17 protein-coding genes and 1 pseudogene are annotated in these 18,629 nt (G+C 60.4%); 9 read left to right on the top strand and 9 right to left on the bottom strand.

Annotated elements, in window-relative coordinates; genetic code table 11:
- Nucleotides 1-191: 191 nt before the first annotated feature.
- Nucleotides 192-1,112 (bottom strand): histone deacetylase family protein, encoded by a 921-nt coding sequence (locus tag HK44_RS07915; RefSeq protein ID WP_019691562.1) that lies wholly within the window; start codon nucleotides 1,110-1,112, stop codon nucleotides 192-194.
- 77 nt (nucleotides 1,113-1,189) lie between these two features.
- Here HK44_RS07915 and HK44_RS07920 point away from each other — a divergent pair, with 77 nt between their 5' ends.
- The 3 genes from HK44_RS07920 to HK44_RS07930 all read left to right on the top strand — a co-directional run bounded on the left by HK44_RS07920 (nucleotide 1,190) and on the right by HK44_RS07930 (nucleotide 3,280).
- Nucleotides 1,190-1,759: a GNAT family N-acetyltransferase gene (locus HK44_RS07920; protein WP_019691563.1), complete on the top strand. Its 570-nt coding sequence runs from the start codon at nucleotides 1,190-1,192 to the stop codon at nucleotides 1,757-1,759.
- Nucleotides 1,760-1,865: 106 nt separating this feature from the next.
- Nucleotides 1,866-2,735, top strand: coding sequence for an acyl-CoA thioesterase II (gene tesB, locus HK44_RS07925; protein ID WP_019691564.1), 870 nt, complete (start codon nucleotides 1,866-1,868; stop codon nucleotides 2,733-2,735).
- Entirely contained in the window at nucleotides 2,732-3,280 is a 549-nt protein-coding gene (locus HK44_RS07930; protein WP_052014733.1) for an HAD family hydrolase, read from the top strand. Before tesB ends, HK44_RS07930 begins: the two co-directional genes overlap by 4 nt.
- A 209-nt stretch (nucleotides 3,281-3,489) precedes the next feature.
- Here the strand turns inward: HK44_RS07930 and HK44_RS07935 are convergent, their stop codons facing one another.
- The 3 genes from HK44_RS07935 to HK44_RS07945 form a co-directional block, all read right to left on the bottom strand.
- On the bottom strand, nucleotides 3,490-4,455 hold the full coding sequence (locus tag HK44_RS07935) for a hypothetical protein (RefSeq protein WP_019691565.1): 966 nt from the start codon (nucleotides 4,453-4,455) through the stop codon (nucleotides 3,490-3,492).
- Nucleotides 4,456-5,364 carry a KPN_02809 family neutral zinc metallopeptidase gene (gene ypfJ / locus HK44_RS07940; protein ID WP_019691566.1) on the bottom strand — a complete coding sequence of 303 codons (909 nt, stop codon included), beginning with the start codon at nucleotides 5,362-5,364 and terminating at the stop codon, nucleotides 4,456-4,458.
- Nucleotides 5,365-5,516: 152 nt separating this feature from the next.
- Nucleotides 5,517-7,295 (bottom strand): FAD-dependent oxidoreductase, encoded by a 1,779-nt coding sequence (locus HK44_RS07945; RefSeq protein WP_019691567.1) that lies wholly within the window; start codon nucleotides 7,293-7,295, stop codon nucleotides 5,517-5,519.
- Between the two features lie 190 nt (nucleotides 7,296-7,485).
- On the opposite strand from HK44_RS07945, the gene HK44_RS07950 reads away from it, so the two are divergent.
- The 4 genes from HK44_RS07950 (at nucleotide 7,486) to HK44_RS07965 (ending at nucleotide 11,336) form a co-directional block, all read left to right on the top strand.
- Nucleotides 7,486-8,262 (top strand): IclR family transcriptional regulator, encoded by a 777-nt coding sequence (locus HK44_RS07950; protein WP_019691568.1) that lies wholly within the window; start codon nucleotides 7,486-7,488, stop codon nucleotides 8,260-8,262.
- Nucleotides 8,263-8,466: 204 nt separating this feature from the next.
- Nucleotides 8,467-9,522 (top strand): Gfo/Idh/MocA family protein, encoded by a 1,056-nt coding sequence (locus HK44_RS07955; protein ID WP_019691569.1) that lies wholly within the window; start codon nucleotides 8,467-8,469, stop codon nucleotides 9,520-9,522.
- Between the two features lie 2 nt (nucleotides 9,523-9,524).
- Nucleotides 9,525-10,340, top strand: a complete 816-nt coding sequence (locus HK44_RS07960; protein WP_024264804.1) for a sugar phosphate isomerase/epimerase family protein — start codon at nucleotides 9,525-9,527, stop codon at nucleotides 10,338-10,340.
- A 117-nt stretch (nucleotides 10,341-10,457) separates the two neighbouring features.
- The gene (locus tag HK44_RS07965; RefSeq protein WP_019691571.1) at nucleotides 10,458-11,336 is read left to right on the top strand and encodes a DMT family transporter; all 879 of its coding nucleotides are present in this window, start codon (nucleotides 10,458-10,460) and stop codon (nucleotides 11,334-11,336) included.
- Nucleotides 11,337-11,342: 6 nt separating this feature from the next.
- Here HK44_RS07965 and HK44_RS07970 read toward each other — a convergent pair.
- The 3 genes and pseudogenes from HK44_RS07970 to HK44_RS07975 form a co-directional block, all read right to left on the bottom strand.
- Nucleotides 11,343-11,972, bottom strand: a pseudogene (locus HK44_RS07970) (methyl-accepting chemotaxis protein); the annotation flags it as partial.
- The gene (locus HK44_RS30460) at nucleotides 11,948-12,259 is read right to left on the bottom strand and encodes an MCP four helix bundle domain-containing protein (RefSeq protein ID WP_431357310.1); all 312 of its coding nucleotides are present in this window, start codon (nucleotides 12,257-12,259) and stop codon (nucleotides 11,948-11,950) included. The pseudogene HK44_RS07970 and the gene HK44_RS30460, both read right to left, overlap by 25 nt.
- Before the next feature lie 98 nt (nucleotides 12,260-12,357).
- The gene (locus tag HK44_RS07975; protein WP_019691572.1) at nucleotides 12,358-13,710 is read right to left on the bottom strand and encodes an MFS transporter; all 1,353 of its coding nucleotides are present in this window, start codon (nucleotides 13,708-13,710) and stop codon (nucleotides 12,358-12,360) included.
- 600 nt (nucleotides 13,711-14,310) lie between these two features.
- On the opposite strand from HK44_RS07975, the gene quiC reads away from it, so the two are divergent.
- Nucleotides 14,311-16,212, top strand: coding sequence for a 3-dehydroshikimate dehydratase QuiC (gene quiC, locus HK44_RS07980; RefSeq protein ID WP_019691574.1), 1,902 nt, complete (start codon nucleotides 14,311-14,313; stop codon nucleotides 16,210-16,212).
- A gap of 101 nt (nucleotides 16,213-16,313) precedes the next feature.
- The gene (locus HK44_RS07985; RefSeq protein WP_019691575.1) at nucleotides 16,314-16,991 is read left to right on the top strand and encodes a TetR/AcrR family transcriptional regulator; all 678 of its coding nucleotides are present in this window, start codon (nucleotides 16,314-16,316) and stop codon (nucleotides 16,989-16,991) included.
- A 71-nt stretch (nucleotides 16,992-17,062) separates the two neighbouring features.
- On the opposite strand, the gene HK44_RS07990 is transcribed toward HK44_RS07985, so the two are convergent.
- Nucleotides 17,063-17,917: a shikimate dehydrogenase gene (locus HK44_RS07990; RefSeq protein WP_019691576.1), complete on the bottom strand. Its 855-nt coding sequence runs from the start codon at nucleotides 17,915-17,917 to the stop codon at nucleotides 17,063-17,065.
- A 5-nt stretch (nucleotides 17,918-17,922) separates the two neighbouring features.
- Complete coding sequence (aroQ, locus tag HK44_RS07995) at nucleotides 17,923-18,363, bottom strand: type II 3-dehydroquinate dehydratase (protein WP_019691577.1); 441 nt, start codon at nucleotides 18,361-18,363, stop codon at nucleotides 17,923-17,925.
- Nucleotides 18,364-18,629 lie beyond the last annotated feature (266 nt).

The following is an 18,629-nucleotide window of genomic DNA, read 5'->3' on the forward strand; positions in this document are numbered from 1 at the left end:
CATTCAACATCTATGTAACTGACAGACCGCTATCGCGAGCAAGCTCGCTCACCTGTTATTTAGGTGTATTCAATAATCTGATCAAAAAATAGCCACAGCTTTGCAGGCTGTGTGCAGCATGGGCTGTAGGTCCTTTCACTCAGGTTATCCACAGGCCGTTCCACAGGCATTGTGGGTAAAGCATCCACAGCTCAATGACAACCTGATGACTGCCAGACCCGTTGCGCGCTGTGATGGAGGATGCCATGGCGTCGCGCCAGGGCCTGGCGGTCCTTGCTGTAGCCGCCGCCGATCACCCCGACCACCGGGATGTCACGCCCCAGGCAATGGCGCAATACGCTTTCGTCGCGGGCGGCGACGCCTTCATCGGTCAGTTTCAGGTAGCCCAACGCATCGTCTTTATGCACATCGACACCGGCGTCATACAGCACCAGGTCGGGCTGATAGAGCGGCAGCAGGTAATTCAACGCGTCATCGACCACTTTCAAGTAGTCCTGATCGCCCATGCCCATGGGCAGCGGGATGTCCCAATCGCTTTTGGCCTTGCGTGCGGGAAAGTTCTTTTCGCAATGAAGGGAAACCGTCACCGCGTCCGGGGTATGTTCCAGTATGCGTGCAGTCCCATCGCCTTGGTGCACGTCGCAGTCGAAGATCAGTACCCGACCGACGCGACCGCTTTCCAGCAGGTAATGGCTGATCACCGCCAGGTCATTGAAGATGCAGAAACCTGCCGGGTGATCGTAATGAGCGTGATGCGTGCCGCCGGCCAGATGACAGGCCATGCCGTGCTCCAGTGCCTGCTCGGCGGCCAGCAATGAGCCGCCGACAGCACGCACGGTGCGTCGGGCCAGCGCTTCGTTCCACGGCAGGCCGAGCCGCCGCTGGTCTTCGCGGGACAACTCGCCGCCCATATAGCGTTCGATGTACGCAGGGTCATGGGCGAGGGCGAGAATCTCGGTCGGGCAGATGTCCGGGCGCAGCAATTGGTGATCAGCGGTCAGGCCAGTGTCCACCAGGTGATCGCGCAGCAGTCGGAACTTGTCCATGGGAAAGCGATGTTCCGCCGGGAACTCGGGGCTGTAGTCTTCGTGGTAAATCAGCGGCAGCGACATGGCAATTTCATGGAGTGAATGAGTGAAGGATCCTACCAGCGATGTAGACTTGTTTGCAGGGGAACGGAGGGGGAACGATGGAGCCGATACTGCAACTCGAAAGCGCGCGGCTGCTGATGCGCCAATGGCGCGATGAGGATTTGCCGGCGTTTGCGGCGATGTGCGCCGACCCGCAGGTCATGCGCTACTTTCCGGCGCCCTTGAGCCGTCTGGAAAGCGCGGCATTGATCGGGCGAATCCGTGGTCATTTCGCGGAGCATGGTTACGGTTTGTGGGCGCTGGAGCGCAAGGACACTGGCGCGTTTATCGGTTTTACCGGATTGGCGGTGGTCGGGTTCGAGGCTTCTTTCACCCCGGCGACTGAAATCGGCTGGCGCCTGGCTCGTGAGCACTGGGGGTTGGGGTACGCCAGTGAAGCGGCCTGGACCGCTCTGCGTTGCGGCTTTGACCGTTTGGCGCTGGACGAAGTCGTGGCGTTTACCTCTGAGGCCAACTTGCCTTCGCAGAAAGTCATGCAAGCCATTGGCATGCATCACGACCCCGCAGCGGATTTCGAGCACCCCAAACTGGCGCCCGATCATCCGCTGCGCCGCCATGTGCTGTACCGCATTACCCGCGAGCAATGGTTGCAAACCTTGCATGGATAAGCTGGCCGGGATGTTTACAATGGGCTGATGGTTGGCCCTGGCCACTATCTGAATCGACCGCCGCAGCCAAGACTGCGCGGTATTGCGTTGTGTGAGGAGAGTCTGAATGAGCCAAGTGTTGGATGATCTGGTCGACTTGCTGACCCTGGAACCGATTGAAGAAAACCTGTTTCGCGGTCGCAGCCAGGACCTTGGTTTTCGTCAGTTGTTCGGCGGCCAGGTGTTGGGCCAGTCCCTTTCTGCGGCCAGCCAGACGGTCGAAGACGCGCGTCATGTGCATTCGATGCACGGTTATTTCCTGCGTCCGGGCGATGCGGGTATGCCGGTGGTCTACCAGGTGGATCGGGTGCGCGATGGGGGTAGCTTCAGCACGCGCCGTGTGACGGCGATCCAGAAGGGTAACCCGATCTTCACGTGCAGCGCGTCATTCCAGTACGACGAAGAAGGCTTCGAGCACCAGACCGCGATGCCGCAAGTGGTCGGCCCGGAAAACCTGCCGTCGGAGCTGGAAATCACCCAGCAACGCGCGCATTTGATTCCCGAGCACATGCGCGAAAAGCTGCTCTGCCCCAAGCCGATCGAAGTCCGCCCGGTCACTGAGAAAGACCCGTACAACCCGCAACCGGCCGACCCGATCAAGTACGTCTGGTTTCGCGCCGACGGCGCGTTGGCCGATACGCCGGCGCTGCATAAATACCTGCTGGCCTATGCCTCCGATTTCGGTTTGCTGACCACCTCGATGTTGCCGCACGGCAAGTCGGTCTGGCAGAAAGACATGCAAGTCGCCAGCCTCGATCACGCCTTGTGGTTCCACGCTGACCTGCGCGCCGATGACTGGTTGCTGTACGCCATGGACAGTCCATGGGCCGGCAATTCTCGCGGCTTCTCACGCGGCAGTGTGTTCAACCGCGCGGGCAAACTGGTGGCGTCGGTGACGCAGGAAGGCCTGATTCGTCATCGCAAGGACTGGGCATGAGTCTCTCCGAGGTGCGGCACTGGGTGTTCGACATGGACGGCACGCTGACCATTGCCGTGCATGATTTCGTGGCGATTCGCCAGGCGCTGGCGATTCCCCCCGAACACGACATCCTCACCCACCTCGCCGCACTGCCGGCCGATGAAGCCGCGGCGAAACACGCCTGGCTGCTGAAGCATGAACGCGAACTGGCCTTGGGCTCCAAACCGGCTCCCGGTGCGGTGGAACTGGTGCGTGAGCTGGCCGGGCGCGGCTATCGCCTTGGCATTCTCACGCGCAATGCTCGCGAGCTGGCGCATGTCACGCTTGAGGCGATCGGTCTGGCTGACTGCTTTGCGGTGGAGGATGTACTGGGCCGTGATGAAGCACCGCCCAAACCGCATCCGGGTGGTCTGCTGAAACTGGCCGAGGCCTGGGATGTGGCGCCGAGCGAGCTGGTGATGGTCGGCGATTATCGCTTCGACCTGGATTGCGGGCGCGCGGCGGGGGCACGGACGGTGTTGGTGAATCTGCCGGAAAACCCGTGGCCTGAATTGGCCGATTGACATGCGCGCGATTGTGTAGCGTTGCAGCAGATGTTGTCGGCTTGAGAGTGCCGTTGTGGCGAGGGAGCTTGCTCCCGCTCGACGGCGTAGCCGTCGTAAACCGGCGAATGCGTTGTACCTGATAATCCGCGGTGACCAGTTTCGGGGTCGCTTTGCCCGAGCGCGGACCGACCCGCGGGAGCAAGCTCCCTCGCCACAGTTGTTCAGTACTACTGAAACAACGCCTTCTGCCCCTCGGGCGAGGTGAACATCTTGTCGCCGTTATGCCCGACGCCGGGCACCTCGATCAGCCGCTGATTCAACCCTTCGGGATGACGCTGCTGCAGGTAGTCGAAGTAGCGATGCCCACGAACCAGCCGAGACGCGCCCTGCGTCTCGGCGGCGCAGCTTCTGTCGAGTGCGGGATGATGCGGGTTGGTGTCTCGCTGACCGAGCAAATAGGTGATGTTGCGCTGTACGTAGCCTTGCTCCAGTTGCTGCGGCGTTTGCCCGTTGGCGTAGTCCGGAAGTTTCAGCAGTCCGTACTTCCAGTCGTTGAAGCCGGGGCAGCGCGCGACATTGAACGGCACCGGCCGCTGCTCATCGAAATACGCATACGAAGACGGGTTGGCGATCACGTAGCGCACGCTGACGCCTGCCGATTGCAGTGCCGGCTGATCGTGGCCGAGCAGTGCATAACGTTGCACCACTTGTGCGCCACCGGAATGGCCGGCGATGACGACTTCTTTCAGGGTTGGAAACTGCTGGCGATCGCTCAGGCGTTCCAGAATCTTGTCGAGCACCGCAAAGGAACTCAGCGGATTCGCTCCGATGGACAGCTCGCCGGCCATCCAGTCATCACCGCGCCAATGCAGCAGGCTGTCGGGCAGTTGATGGCGCGCGATGTCGCTTTCATTAAGAAATTGCGGCGCTATCACCAGGGTCGTTGCGCTTTGTCCGGCCTGCTCGGCGGCTCTTTCCGCGCTCTGGCGGTAGGTTTCGGCATTGCGCAAGCGCCCGTGAATCACGATCAGTACACGCTGGATTTGCGGTGACGACTGGCTTATGCCAACCGCCAGTTCGGAGTCGCCCATGTTCAGCCGACCAGGGCTGATGACCTTGACCGCATGCTCGGCAGCCAGCAGGTTGGCGCTGCCGAATAACAGAGCGAATACCAGCAGCCAGCGCGTACTCATTTAGAGGCTCTTCGTCGCGAAGGTGTCGCATTGATTGACCTGGCCCTGGGCAAAGCCGGTCTTGAACCAGCGAACCCGTTGCGCCGAGGTACCATGGGTAAACGAATCCGGGACCACGCGGCCCTGACCCTGTTGCTGCAAACGGTCGTCGCCAATGGCATTGGCGGCGCTCAAGGCTTCTTCGACGTCACCCGGCTCCAGCCAGTTCAGGCGTTTCTGCGCGTTGTTGGCCCAGACACCCGCCAGGCAGTCGGCCTGCAATTCCTGACGCACCAGCAGACCGCCGTCACCTTCCATGCGCACACCTTTTTGACGTGCGGCCTGGATCTTGGCGGATACGCCGAGCAAGGTTTGCACATGATGGCCAACTTCGTGAGCAATCACGTAAGCCTGGGCGAAATCGCCGGCGGCACCGAAGCGTTGAGACATTTCCTTGAAGAAACTCATGTCCAGATACACCCGTTGATCTGCCGGGCAGTAGAACGGACCGGTCGCCGAGGAGGCGCCACCGCAGCCGGAATTCACTCGGCCACTGAACAGCAGCAGCTTCGGCGCCGTGTATTGGCGACCGGCTTGCTGGAAGATCTGGCCCCAGGTGTCCTCGGTGTCGCCGAGGATCCGCGCGACAAACTCGGCCTGTTGATCATTGGCTGGCGGCGCCTTGCGGGTTTGCACGGTTTGCGTGGTTGCCGGGGCTGACTGTTGGTTCATCTGTCCGGCCAACTGTCCGAGAATCTGCATCGGGTCCTGGCCCGTGATCCAGCCGATGCCGACGATCAGCACGATGGCCGTCAGGCTCAGTCCCTTGCCACCGCCAAAGCGCATCCCGCCGCCGTCACCACCACCGCCAGCATCCTCACCGCGTGCATCGACCACGTTGTCACTGCGGCGGCCTTTTTTCCATAGCATGTGGGAATCCTCTGTTTACGCGTGGTGATGAGTGTTGCTGGTGGCTGGGATGGGCGCCAGGTTGATGGTCAGACTATGCCGAATTAAAGGCAGTATGGCATTCACCTGCAAAAACGATGGCGGCAGACGAGCTTCAGCGAACGTCTCAGGCATCACGCTGGCTGTTTGGTTCCCTCGCCGGTAGTCGTTGAGCGCGGCAGCGTGCTCTCCCGTTCGTACGCGGTTACGCCAGCGATATGTCGCGCGGCTATGTAGCCGAAGGTCAAGGCCGGACCAAGATTGATCCCGCCCGCGGGGTAGTAGCCGCCCATGATGCTGGCCATATCGGTGCCGGCGGCGTAGAGCCCGGGAATGGCTTGCCCATCGCTGCCAAGTACTTGCGCGTGCTGATTGACCTTCAGCCCGGCGAATGTGCCGAAGCAGCCTGGCTGGACTTTGACGGCGTAGAACGGACCTTTGTCGATCGGCGCGACGCAGGGGTTGGGTTGATGGAGTGGGTCGCCTTGCTTGCGGTTGTAAGGTGTGGAGCCACGACCGAACTGCGGGTCTTCACCTTTTCGCGCATGGTGGTTGTAGTGCGACACGGTGGTTTCCAGCGCGCTGGCGTCGATGCCGCAGGCCAGAGCCAGTTCTTGAATCGTGTTGGCGGTTTTCAAGTAGCCGCTGCGAATGAACGGTGTGACGGGTAACGGGAAGGGGCGGGAAATTCCCAGACCGTAACGACGTTGAAAGTGATGGCTGCAAATCAACCAGGAGGCGACTTCTTCATCGGCCGGGGCGGCGGCGACCATGGCCGTGACGTAATCGTAGTAACCGTTGGCTTCGTTGACGAAGCGCTGGCCGTTGCGCAGCACGCCGATGATTCCCGGTTTGCCACGTTCGATGATGTGCGGGAAGTGACCGAGGCTGCCGTCCCTGTAGGGCACCTGAGAAACCGGTGCCCAGGCCACCGGTGATTCGAGGTCGGTCTTTATCTGGCCACCGACGCTTTCGCCCAGCCGCAGGCCGTCGCCCGAGGCACCGAGCGGCGGCAGCGCCAGATGCTCAACGCCTGTGGGCGTGCGTGGGAACAGTGTCTTGCGTCGTTCGATGTCGTTGGGAAAACCACCGGCCGCCAGCACCACGGCTTGGCGTGCGCGGATCTGGATCGCGCCTTTGGCGCTGCGGATTACCGCGCCGCTGACCCGGTTGCCGTCGCGCAGCAGCTCGGTGACAGGCGCTGACGCCCAGAGCAGAACGCCGAGGTCTTCAGCCGATTTTGCCAAGCGCGCCACCAGTGCCACGCCGTTGACCAGTTGCATCGCGCGACCGTGTAACGCGAGGTCGAGCAGGTGTCGGCTGAAACGCCGGGTCACGTGCCAGAACGCGGACCAAGAGCGGGTCAGATTGAGGAACGCTGACAGGTCGGCGCCGGCCATGATCGGCATGCCCATGAACGAGGTTTCACGCATCGTTGTTCGTAACCGCTTGAGCAACGTGCCGACCTTGCGTGCGTCGTAAGGCGCAGCTATCACCGAGCGCCCACCGGTCCCGGCGCCGGGTGTGTCGCCATGAATATCGGCGATGCCGTTGCCGTCGGCAAATTGCAGCGAGGTGTGCTCCTCAAAGAATGTGACCATGCGCGGGCCGGCTTCGAGGAAAGCGTCGATCAGCGCCGGTTCGTAGCGTTCGCCGAGTTCGTGCTGGAGGTAGGTGCGCGGCAGGTCGACGTCTTCAATGATGCCGGCGCGCCGGGCCAGCGGATTGCACGGCACCCACGCCCAGCCACCGGACCAGGCCGTGGCGCCGCCAAACACCGGATCTTTTTCCACGACGATCACCTTGAGCCCGTGCCAGGCAGCGGTGACGGCGGCGGACAAACCCGCCGCACCGGAGCCGACAATCAACACATCGCAGTCGACTGCAGGGGGATAAGTGGATTTGGCAGGCATGCTGGCTGACTCCGGCGATCTTGTAATTTTGGAATTTAATTCCAAAAAATATACGGAGCTGGTTTGGAAACGACAAGACCGTCCCGACGCAAAGCGCTATTTTCGGGCGGTTATCGGACACTGCGGTTCCACATTTCGCATTCACCCGGTTGTCTTCTAGAATCGGCCAAATTTAGTCTGGAATCCCACCATGGCCGGCAGTCAAATCGAACGTGTCTTCAGTGTGCTGGAAAGTCTTACCAGTGATCCGCGAGGCCTGCCGATGCAGGTGCTGGCCGAGCAACTGGAGATCCCGAAAAGTGCGACGCACCGCTTGCTCGCCGAGCTGATCCGCCTGGGTTACGTGCGGCAGAATCCGGACAGCTTGCGTTATCACCTGTCGACCAAACTGGTTGCCATGGGTTTTCGTTACCTGTCGAGCAGCGGTGCGGATATCGTCCAGCCGGTGCTTGATCGGTTAGCCCAGGAAACCGGCGAGCTGGTGCGATTGGGTGTGATCGAGGGCGAGCGCCAGACCTGGATCGCCAAGTCTCAGGGCGCGCGTTCCGGTTTGCGTTATGACCCGGACATGGGCCGCGATGCGCCGTTGTTCTACACCGCGTCGGGGCACGCGTGGCTGGCCAGCCTCAGTGATGCCGAGGCCTTGTCACTGGTGGAACGGCAATCGGCGGATAGGCCGCTGGAGTTGGGACCGAATGCACCGCGCTCCAATATCGAACTGCTCGAGCGCCTGCGCCTGGCCCGCGAACACGGCTATGCCTGGGTTCAGGAGAGCTCGGCGGTCGGCACCTCGGCAATCGCCGCGGTGGTGCGCCATCCGGTGGATGGGCGAGTGGTAGGCGTGCTCAGTGTCGCCGGGCCGAGTGCGCGGTTGCCCGAGTCGCGACTGCATGAACTGGCGCCGTTGTTGCTGCAATTTGCTCAGGAGCTGTCGGCGGCGAGTCAGGCTTCGGAGCTGTTCAACTGATCGCCATATCGCCCCTGTAGGAGCAATGCAGACACTGTGGTGTTTCAAACAGACCGCATCATCGTTTATCGCGAGCAAGCTTTGCTCCTACGGAAGCTGTGCGCTGTTCGAACACTATTGGCGTTTCCTTGTGTGATAAATTGGAATCGAGTTCTAGATTATTGGAATTCGATGTCCTGACAATAATCACAAGAGGATTGCACTGTGAGTTCGCTACTTCGCATCGCGCTGATCGGCGCCGGCAATATGGGCCAGCAGCATTACCAGCATCTCAAGACCCTGACTGAAGCGACCTTGTGCGCAGTGGCCGATCCTGGTCCGCAAGCCGCCGGGATCGCGGCCGAGTGGGGCGTGCCGCATTTCGCCGATCACCGGGCACTGCTGGAACAGCTCAAGCCTGACGCCGTCATTGTTGCCAACCCGAACAACCTGCACGTGAGCACGGCGCTCGATTGCCTGGCCGCTGGCGTGCCGGTGCTGCTGGAAAAACCGGTGGGCGTGCACCTGGATGAAGTGCGCACACTGGTGGCCGCGTCGACAGCCACTGGCGTGCCAGTTCTGGTCGGTCATCATCGTCGGCATAATCCGCTGATCGCCCGCGCCCATGAGCTGGTGCGTAGCGGGGCACTGGGGCAACTGACGATGGTCACCGCGCTCTGGCAGTTGCGCAAACCCGACCGTTATTTCGAGATTCCCTGGCGCCGCGAGGCCGGTGCCGGAATGTTGCTGACCAACCTGATTCACGACCTCGATCTGCTGCGCCACTTGTGCGGTGAAGTGCGCCAGGTACAGGCCATCACCAGCAATGCGGTGCGCGGGTTTGCCAATGAAGATTGCGCGGCGGTGTTGCTGCAATTCGACAATGGTGCGCTGGGCAGTCTGACCGGCTCCGACGCGGTGGCGGCGCCCTGGAGCTGGGAGCTGGACGCGGGAGAAAACCCGGCTTACCCACGCCAGGCCGACCAACCGTGCTACCTGCTGGCCGGGACCGCTGGCGCACTGAATATTCCGCAACTCAAGCGTTGGCATTACGCCGACGCGGACGCCGGTTGGCATCAACCCTTGCAGGCCGTTCAGGAAGGTTTCAACGCTGATGAAGCGCTACGCCTGCAATTGCAGCATTTCGTGAAGGTGGCCCGAGGTGAGGTGAAGCCGCTGGTGAGTGTCGCTGACGCGGCCCGAACGCTGGCGCTGATCGAAGCCATACGCGAGGCCGCTGCCAGCGGTCGCGCCTGTGTGCCGGCACGGATCGAGGAATGAACATGAGCGAGCGTATTTTCTCCCTGGCCAGCCTGACCGTTCTTGAATTGTCGCCGCCGGAGATGGTCGAGGTGGCGGCGCGTGCCGGGTATAGCCATGTCGGGCTGCGACTGGTCCCGGCCACCCCCGAGGAGCATCATTTCCCGCTGATGGCGGATGCACAGTTGTGGCAACAGACGCGGGCGCGGCTGCGTGACACCGGCATTCAAGTGCTGGATATCGAAATTCTGCGTCTGAAAGCCGAAACCCGGGTGGCGGATTTCGAGGCGGTCCTGGCGGCCGGCGCAGAGCTCGGTGCCAGTGAATTACTGATAGCCGGTAATGATCCTGACGAGCAGCGGCTCACCGAGAATTTTGCCGCACTCTGCGATCTGGCGGCGGGCTACGGTTTGCACAGCCATCTGGAGTTCATGCCCTGGACCGATGCGCGCAACCTTGAGCAGGCCGTGCGTATTGTTGAAAACGCTGATCACGAATACGGTGGCGTGCTGGTGGATGCATTCCATTTCGACCGCTCGGCTTCACGTCTGGAAGATCTGGCCAGGGTCGCGCCGTCACGCCTGCGTTATGCACAGCTGTGCGATGTGGCAGGACCCAAGCCTGCAGACATGCGGGAGATTTTGCGTCAGGCACGCAACGAGCGGCGTTTCCCTGGCGAAGGGGATTGCGACCTGCTGGGGTTATTGAGGTGTTTGCCGGTTAATCTGCCATTGAGCCTGGAAGTGCCGGCCGTGCAGTTGCAACGGCAGGGCGTGAGTGCCTTGCAGCGGGCGCAGATGGCGTTGGACAAGACGCGGGCGTTGTTGACGTTTGTTTGACCGGTGCTGCGCACCTTCGCGGGCAAGCCTTGCTCCTACAGGTTTTCGGTGACCTGTAGGAGCAAGGCTTGCCCGCGATGCTTTTTAACCTTTGATGGAAGACACAAGGGATATCCCATGACCCTCAGCACCCCGCTCTCCGGTATCAATCAACCCTTCAAAGGCATTTTGCTGATCGTTGTTGCGACCTTCCTGTTTTCCACTCACGACGCCTTGTCGAAATACCTGTCGGGTTTCTATCCGGTGATCATGGTGGTCTGGGCGCGGTATCTGGTTCACACGCTGCTGATGGCCGGGATTTTTTTGCCGCAATCGGGCTTGCGTGTCCTGCGCACGAAACGCCCGTTGCTGCAGTTGCTGCGGGCGTTGTGCTTGCTTGGCACCAGTCTGTTGTTCACCACGGGCCTGTTGTTCATCCCATTGGCGGAAGCCACGGCAGTCAACTTTCTTGCACCGGTGCTGGTGACCGCGTTGTCGGTGCCCTTGCTCGGTGAACGAGTGACGCGGGGGCAATGGCTGGCGGTGATTTGCGGGTTTATCGGCGTGTTGATCATCGTCCACCCCGGCGGCGATTTGTTTACCCCGGCGGTGTTGCTGCCGTTTTGCTCGGCGTTGTTCTTCTGCTTTTACCAACTGCTGACGCGCAAACTCAGCGAGATCGACAGCCCGACCACCAGTAACTTTTTTGCCGGTTTGTGCAACACCTTGGTCATGAGCGCACTGGTGCCGATGTTCTGGCAAGTGCCGAGTTTGACTCATGGCCTGTTGATGCTGGCGCTGGGTAGCTGCGGGATGACCGCGCATCTGCTGCTGACTCAGGCATTCCGGCATGCGGCACCGGCATTGTTGGCGCCGTTTGGTTACTGTCAGATCGTGTTTGCCGGACTGCTTGGCTGGTTGCTGTTTTCCCATACGCCAAGCCTGACCACGGTGATCGGCATCGCGGTCATTTGTCTGAGTGGATTGGCGGCGGCCTGGCAACAGCGCAGAGGCTGATTGCGCTCAAAACCTGAAACGCACCACCAGGTTCTGCAAGCCGGCCGCCAGTTGCGACAACTCCCGACTGGTGGCGCTGGTCCGGGTCGACGCGTCGGCGCTGGCCAGCGACAGGTCGCGGATGTTCAGCAGGTTGCGATCCACCTCTCGGGCCACTTGAGCCTGCTCTTCCGAGGCGCTGGCGATCACCAGATTGCGCTCGTGGATCTGCTCCATGGCGCGGGTGATTTGCGCCAGGGCCACGCCGGCCTGTTCGGCGATCGACAAGGTCTGGGCCACCCGCTGGCTGTTGCCGTGCATCGACAGCACCACACTGTCGGTGTCGCCCTGAACCCGGGCGATCATCTGCTCGATTTCCCGGGTCGACTGCTGGGTGCGGTGGGCCAGGGCTCGCACTTCATCGGCGACCACGGCAAAACCGCGCCCGGCTTCCCCGGCTCTTGCGGCCTCGATGGCGGCGTTGAGGGCCAGCAGGTTGGTTTGTTCGGCAATGGCGCGGATGACGTCCAGTACTTTGCCGATTTCCCGAGATTGTTCGGCCAGGGTCTGCACCTGTTGCAGCGCGGTGCCGACATCGGCACTCATGGCCTGGATCGAATCGAGGGTCTCGATCACTCGCGCCTGGTCAGCGTTTGCTCAAGCCAGCCTTCCACCAGATGCAGGCGGGCGATAGTGGCATCGAGTACTTTTGGCTCGCGGTTGAGCGCTATGCGCAGGCTGAGCACGCGAATGCTCAGAATATAGTCGCGGATTTCCCCCAGGTAGCGTGTGCTGGGCAGGGAGACGTTTTCGGTGTGCTGACCAGTGGCGCGCACTTCGGCCACCTGCTTGAGGGCAAACAGTCCTTGTAACAACACCAGCAGAGCGATTAGGCCGAAGCTGATCAGCGCCCGTTTGGCGATACTGAGGTTACTCACAGACACGGTATGAGCTCCGTGGACGGAAGAAAGAGGGACGAAATCGGCAACCGTGCAAACAAAAAAAAAGCAGGCCTGAAACCAGGCCTGCGAAAGAGGAAGCGTCAGTTGTCGATTTTCGGAATCTTGCGCGGTGCCATGAAGTACAACCAGATCAGCGCAATGAAGTACATCGCCGGAATCATGGTGAACAGCACGGTGTAGTTGTTATTGGTGATGGTCAGAATGTGTCCGACCAATTGGGTCATGAACATCCCGCCAATGGCGGCGCACATGCCACCGAAACCGAACACCGTGCTCATCATGTGCTTGGGCGTGTAGTCCATCACCAGGCTCCAGATGTTCGCGGTCCAGGCCTGGTGCGCGCCGATGGCCAGCGAGATGGCAAACACCGCGACCCACAGGTTGCTGGAGCCGGCAGCCATGATCACGCCGATGATGCAGCAGGCGAACAGCAGCATCGACATCAACCGGGCCCTGATCGGGTTGACCCCACGGCCGATCAGGAACGAGGACAGAATGCCACCGCCCACGCTGCCGAAGTCGGCTGTCATATAGATGATGATCAGCGGAATACCCATCTGCGTGACGTTGATCCCCAGGTTGTATTGCTGGTTGAGGAACGGCGGCAGCCAATACAGATAGAACCAGAACACCGGTGCGGTCATCGAGTAGGCGAGGGCGAAGGCCCAGGTGCCACGCATCCGCAGGATCCGCGAGAACGGCACGCGGGTTTGTTCCGGTTCGACTTCGTTCTGGATGTAGTCCAGTTCCGATTGCTTCACCGACGGGTGATCTTCCGGGTTGAAGTACTTCAAGCCCCAGAACAGCAGCCAGATCCCGCCCAGTGCCGACATGCACAGGAACGCGGCCTGCCAGCCCCAGACGTGGAGGATCAGCGGCAGCAGCATCGGTGTGAACATGGCGCCGACGTTGGTCCCGGCATTGAAGATGCCAGTGGCCACGGCGCGCTCACCGGCAGGGAACCACAGCCGGGTGGTCTTCACGCAGGCCGGGTAGTTGGCGGCTTCGGTCAGCCCGAGAATAAAGCGACAGACCATAAAGCCCAGGGCCGACGTCGCCAGACCATGGGCGCCAGTCGCCAGGCTCCAGAACAGCACCGAGAAGAAGAACACGCGCTTCACGCCGATCCGGTCGATCAGCCGGCCTTGCAGCACGAAGCCGACGGCGTAACCGACCTGGAACCAGAAGTTGATGTTGGCGTAGTCCATCGCCGTCCAGCTCATTTCCTTGGCCAGGATCGGCTGCATGACGCCCAGTGCGGCGCGGTCAATGTAGTTCAGGGTAGTGGCGAAAAACACCAGCGCCAGCATGCCCCAGCGGGTTTTGCCGACCGCCATGGCGCCACGGATTTTGTCGCCGATGCCGCCGGTCGCGACGCCCAGGCCTGAGGCCTTGCGGGCGCTTTCTGTATGAGAGCTCTGAGAAGGAATCATGTGTGCCATCCGTTCAATGACTGACAAGCAAGGCTCGTCGGGACTTCATGGGCGCGTGATCAATCGTCGGGGTGCGCAGATGCGCAGGGTGGAAACAATGATTGATCGGCTGAGTGTTTGTGTTGGCTCAGTGTTGGCTGAGGCAACCAAAGCGCGTGTTCAGCATGCGGGCCGGGTTCGGTCGCGGGCGCCAGAAAGGTTCGAAGGCGGTTGGCGGTCGGGCGCCAGGCACGGAGAGTGAAGGGAGGAGCAACGGAACAAGGCGTTGAATGAAAGCATGAGCATGTACCCGATTTTTGAATTTTTTATGGTGTGTTCTGGGTCTTTGGTCATTTCGACCGGTGGTTCATGACCGGACTCGATGTGCTGACGATGGTGCGCAGTGAGCGAAAAATCGTCAATTCGCCAACTGCCATTGTGTTCGATAATCGCACGGTAAACTAACCAGTTGGTACACTTTGAATTGCTCAGATCATCCATGCAGCCAATAATTTGCCTCACGTTAAACGCGATCCCTCGTAGCCGCTGGCTGCGCCAGCTGCTACGAAAAGCCGTGTCGTGCCTCTAACAAGATCAACCCATCCCACCGGGAGTCGAAACATGCAGCGTTCCATTGCCACCGTTTCCTTGAGCGGTACCCTGCCGGAAAAACTTGAAGCTATTGCCGCTGCGGGTTTCGATGGGGTGGAAATTTTCGAGAATGACCTGCTGTACTACGACGGCAGCCCGCGTGAAATCAAACAGATGTGCGCTGACCTGGGTATCGCCATCACCCTGTTTCAACCTTTTCGTGATTTCGAAGGCTGCCGCCGCGACCGCCTGCCGCGCAACCTGGAACGCGCCGAGCGCAAGTTTGACTTGATGCAGGAACTGGGCACTGACCTGGTGCTGGTGTGCAGCAACGCTTCGGCCGACAGCGTTGGCGATGAGCAGATTCTGGTCGACGATCTGCGACTGTTGGCCGAGCGCGCCGGGGCTCGTGGCTTGCGTATCGGTTATGAGGCGCTGGCCTGGGGCCGGCATGTGAACACGTATCAACAGGTCTGGAATATCGTCCGCCAGGCGGATCATCCGAATCTGGGCGTGTTGCTGGACAGTTTTCATACCTTGTCGCTCAAGGGTGATCCACGGGCTATCGCGGACATTCCCGGCGAGAAGATTTTCTTTGTGCAAATGGCCGACGCACCGATCCTGGCCATGGACGTGCTGGAGTGGAGCCGACATTTTCGTTGCTTCCCCGGACAGGGCGAATTCGACTTGCCGGGTTTTCTCGCACCGATTATCCAGAGTGGTTACACCGGGCCGCTGTCACTGGAAATTTTCAACGACGGATTCCGCGCCGCACCAACACGCGCCAATGCCGCCGATGGTCTGCGCTCCTTGCTGTATCTGGAAGAAAAGACCCGAGCGCGTTTGCAGCAACAAGCGACGCCTGCGCCGAACCTCGACATTTTGTTCGCCACGCCGCCGGCCAGTGAATATGACGGCATCGAGTTTCTCGAGTTCGCGGTGGACGAAAGCCTCGGCGCCAAGCTCTCGCATTGGCTGGAGCGACTGGGTTTCGTCAAGGCCGGTGAACACCGCTCCAAGAACGTTACGTTGTTGCGCCAGGGCGATATCAATCTGATCCTCAACTCTGAACCCTATTCGTTTGCCCACAGTTTTTTTGAAGCGCACGGGCCGTCATTGTGTGCGACCGCAGTGCGGGTCAAGGACAGCGCCAGTGCGCTGGCCCGAGCGGTGGCGTACAAAGGGCAACCCTATCGCGGGCTGGTCGGCCCCAATGAACTGGAACTGGCGGCGGTCCGTGCGCCGGATGGCAGCCTGATTTATCTGGTGGATGAACACGCCGATGTCTACGGCACCGACTTCAGTCTGCATCCAACGGCGGCCACTGGTGGTGGACTGAAAAGGATCGACCACATGGCGATGGCGCTGCCGGCGGACAGCCTCGACAGTTGGGTGCTGTTCTACAAGAGCCTGCTGGATTTCGAGGCCGACGATGAAGTGGTGTTGCCTGACCCTTACGGTCTGGTGAAAAGCCGCGCGCTGCGTAGCCGTTGCAGCTCGATCCGTTTGCCGCTGAACATTTCCGAGAACCGCAACACCGCCATCTCTCACGCCTTGTCCAGTTATCGCGGCTCCGGTGTGCACCACATTGCCTTTGACTGCGACGATATGTTCGCTGAAGTCAGTCGCGCCAAAGAGGCCGGTGTACCGCTGCTGGACATCCCGCTCAATTATTACGATGACCTTGCCGCTCGCTTTGATTTCGATGACGAGTTCCTCAGCAAACTCGCCTATTACAACGTGCTGTATGACCGCGACGCTCAGGGTGGTGAGCTGTTTCATGTGTACACCGAGCCCTTTGAAGGGCGCTTCTTCTTCGAAATCATCCAGCGCAAAAACGGCTATGCCGGATATGGTGCGGCTAACGTCGCGGTGCGCCTGGCGGCGATGGCGAAATCGCGCAGCGGAGGTGTGCGTCACGCCAAGTTGTAGGAAATTGTTAAACGCGGGGGTAAACGGCCGTGGCGAAGCTTCCTTCACTGCATCGTGCGGCCCATAATCGCCAGCTGTGCAGTGATGGCCCTGAGCCCGGAATGAGAATGACCACAGAACTCACCGTCGCGCCCGACGCCCCCTTGATCGAGCCGCGCAAGAGTCGCAAGAACAACCCGGAAAAGACCCGCGAGAACATTCTTCAAGAAGCCATTGTCGAGTTCGTCCAGCAGGGCCTGTCCGGTGCTCGTGTCGATGCTATCGCCGAACGCATCCACACCTCGAAACGGATGATCTATTACTACTTCGGTAGCAAGGAACAGCTCTACGTCGAGGTGCTGGAGAAGCTTTACGGCGACATCCGCAGCACTGAAAGTCGCTTGCACCTGGCTGAGCTGGAACCGCGTGAGGCGATTCGGCGGCTGGTGGAATTCACCTTCGATCACCATGACCGCAACGTCGATTTTGTGCGCATCGTCAGCATCGAGAACATTCACAACGCCGAGTACGTGAAGCAGTCCGAAGCGATCAAGGCGATGAACAATACGATCCTCGATTCGCTGGGGGTGATTCTGCGTCGCGGCGCCGAGGAGGGTGTGTTTCGCAGTGGGCTGGATCCGCTGGACGTGCACTTGTTGATCAGTTCGTTCTGCTTTTACCGGGTGTCGAACCGTCATACCTTCGGCGAGATTTTTCAGATCGACTTGCCGGACGAAACGATCAAGCAACGTCATCGCCAGATGATCTGCGAGTCAGTGCTGCGCTATTTGCAGGCCTGAAGCTCAAGCCAGCAGATTGCAGATCGTTCCCACGCAGTGAGTGGGAACGATCATCAAGAAGGCCGTGGTCGTCAGCCGTTCATGCTTTGAAAATGCTCCAGCATCCGCTGCGCATCCGGCGCCACGCCGCTGAACAACTCAAAGGCCTTTACCGCCTGAAACACGGCCATGTTGCCGCCATCCAGAGTCCGGCAACCCAAGGCACGGGCGTTGCGCAGCAGTTCGGTTTCCAGTGGAAAGTAAACAATCTCCGCGACCCACAATTCAGCCCGCAGCAGCTCCACCGGTACTGGCATGCCGGGCAGTTTGGCCATGCCCATCGGTGTGGTGTTCACCAGTCCATCGGCCTGCGCCAGTGCACTGGTCAGATCGCTGCCGGCACAGGCCCGGCCGCTGCCGAAATGCTGATTGAGGTTGTTCGCAAGGCTTTGCGCGCGACTGACGTCCACATCGAAAATACTCAATTGCTGCACACCCTCACTCAACAGCGCATGGGCTACCGCAGCGCCGGCACCACCGGCACCCATTTGAACGACGTGCTCGCGGGCAGCATCCTTCAAGCCACGGCGAAAACCTTCGGCGAAACCCAGGCAGTCGGTGTTGTGCCCAATGCGTTTTCCATCCTTGAGCACCACGGTGTTGACTGCACCAATGCCTCGGGCTTCCGGCGAGAGTTCGTCAAGCAGAGGGATGATCGCCTGCTTGCACGGAAAGGTGATATTCAGGCCGGTGAAGTTCATCCGCTCGGCTGCCATCAGCAGGTCGGGGAGGGCACCGCTGTCGAGTTTCAGCTGATCGAGGTCGATCAGCCGATAGAGATAGCGCAGGCCTTGGGCATCGCCCTCGCGCTCATGCAGCGCCGGGGTTCGAGACGCCTGGATGCCGGCGCCGATGAGCCCGGCGAGTACCGTGTTGTTCTGCGACATGTGGCTCACCCCTTCAAGCGATGGCTGAAATGCTCCAGCGCCAGGCGATAGCCATGGCTGCCGAACCCGCACAGGACGGCGGTGGCGATGGCCGACACGAACGAGTGATGACGGAATGGCTCGCGAGCATGCACGTTGGACAGGTGCACTTCGATCACCGGTAACTCGCTGGCGATCAGCGCGTCACGGATCGCGACCGAGGTATGCGTCCAGGCCGCCGGGTTGATTACGATCCCGGCACAACGACCGCGTGCCGAGTGAATCCAATCGAGCAATTCGCCCTCGTGGTTGGTCTGGCGAAACTCCACCGCCAGGCCGAACTCTTCGGCGGCGCGACCGCACAAGGCCGAAATGTCGGCCAGGGTTTCATGGCCATACGTCGCTGGCTCACGGGTGCCAAGCAGGTTCAGGTTCGGGCCGTTGAGCACCAGAACGATAGGGGGCATCGGGGGCATCTCCATTGTTATTGTGGGCGTGGGTCGAGGGGAACCCGCCTGTGGAGATAAATTGTACTAGATGGTTAATTTGGTCAATTGACGCTGAGCGCCAAGCCTCGCAATACGGCAATAAGTGTTCGATGATCGGACAGTCACGGGCGCCACCCACAAAAATCTATGGTCACCCCCACACCCTGCGAGGGCTACGCTTTCGCAGGGTGTGGGGGTGACCATCTCATTAAGCCGTCATCAAGACGGCTGTTTTGTCATGAGCG

The sequence above is a fragment of the Pseudomonas fluorescens HK44 genome, from assembly GCF_000217955.3.
Classification (GTDB): domain Bacteria; phylum Pseudomonadota; class Gammaproteobacteria; order Pseudomonadales; family Pseudomonadaceae; genus Aquipseudomonas; species Aquipseudomonas fluorescens_AQ.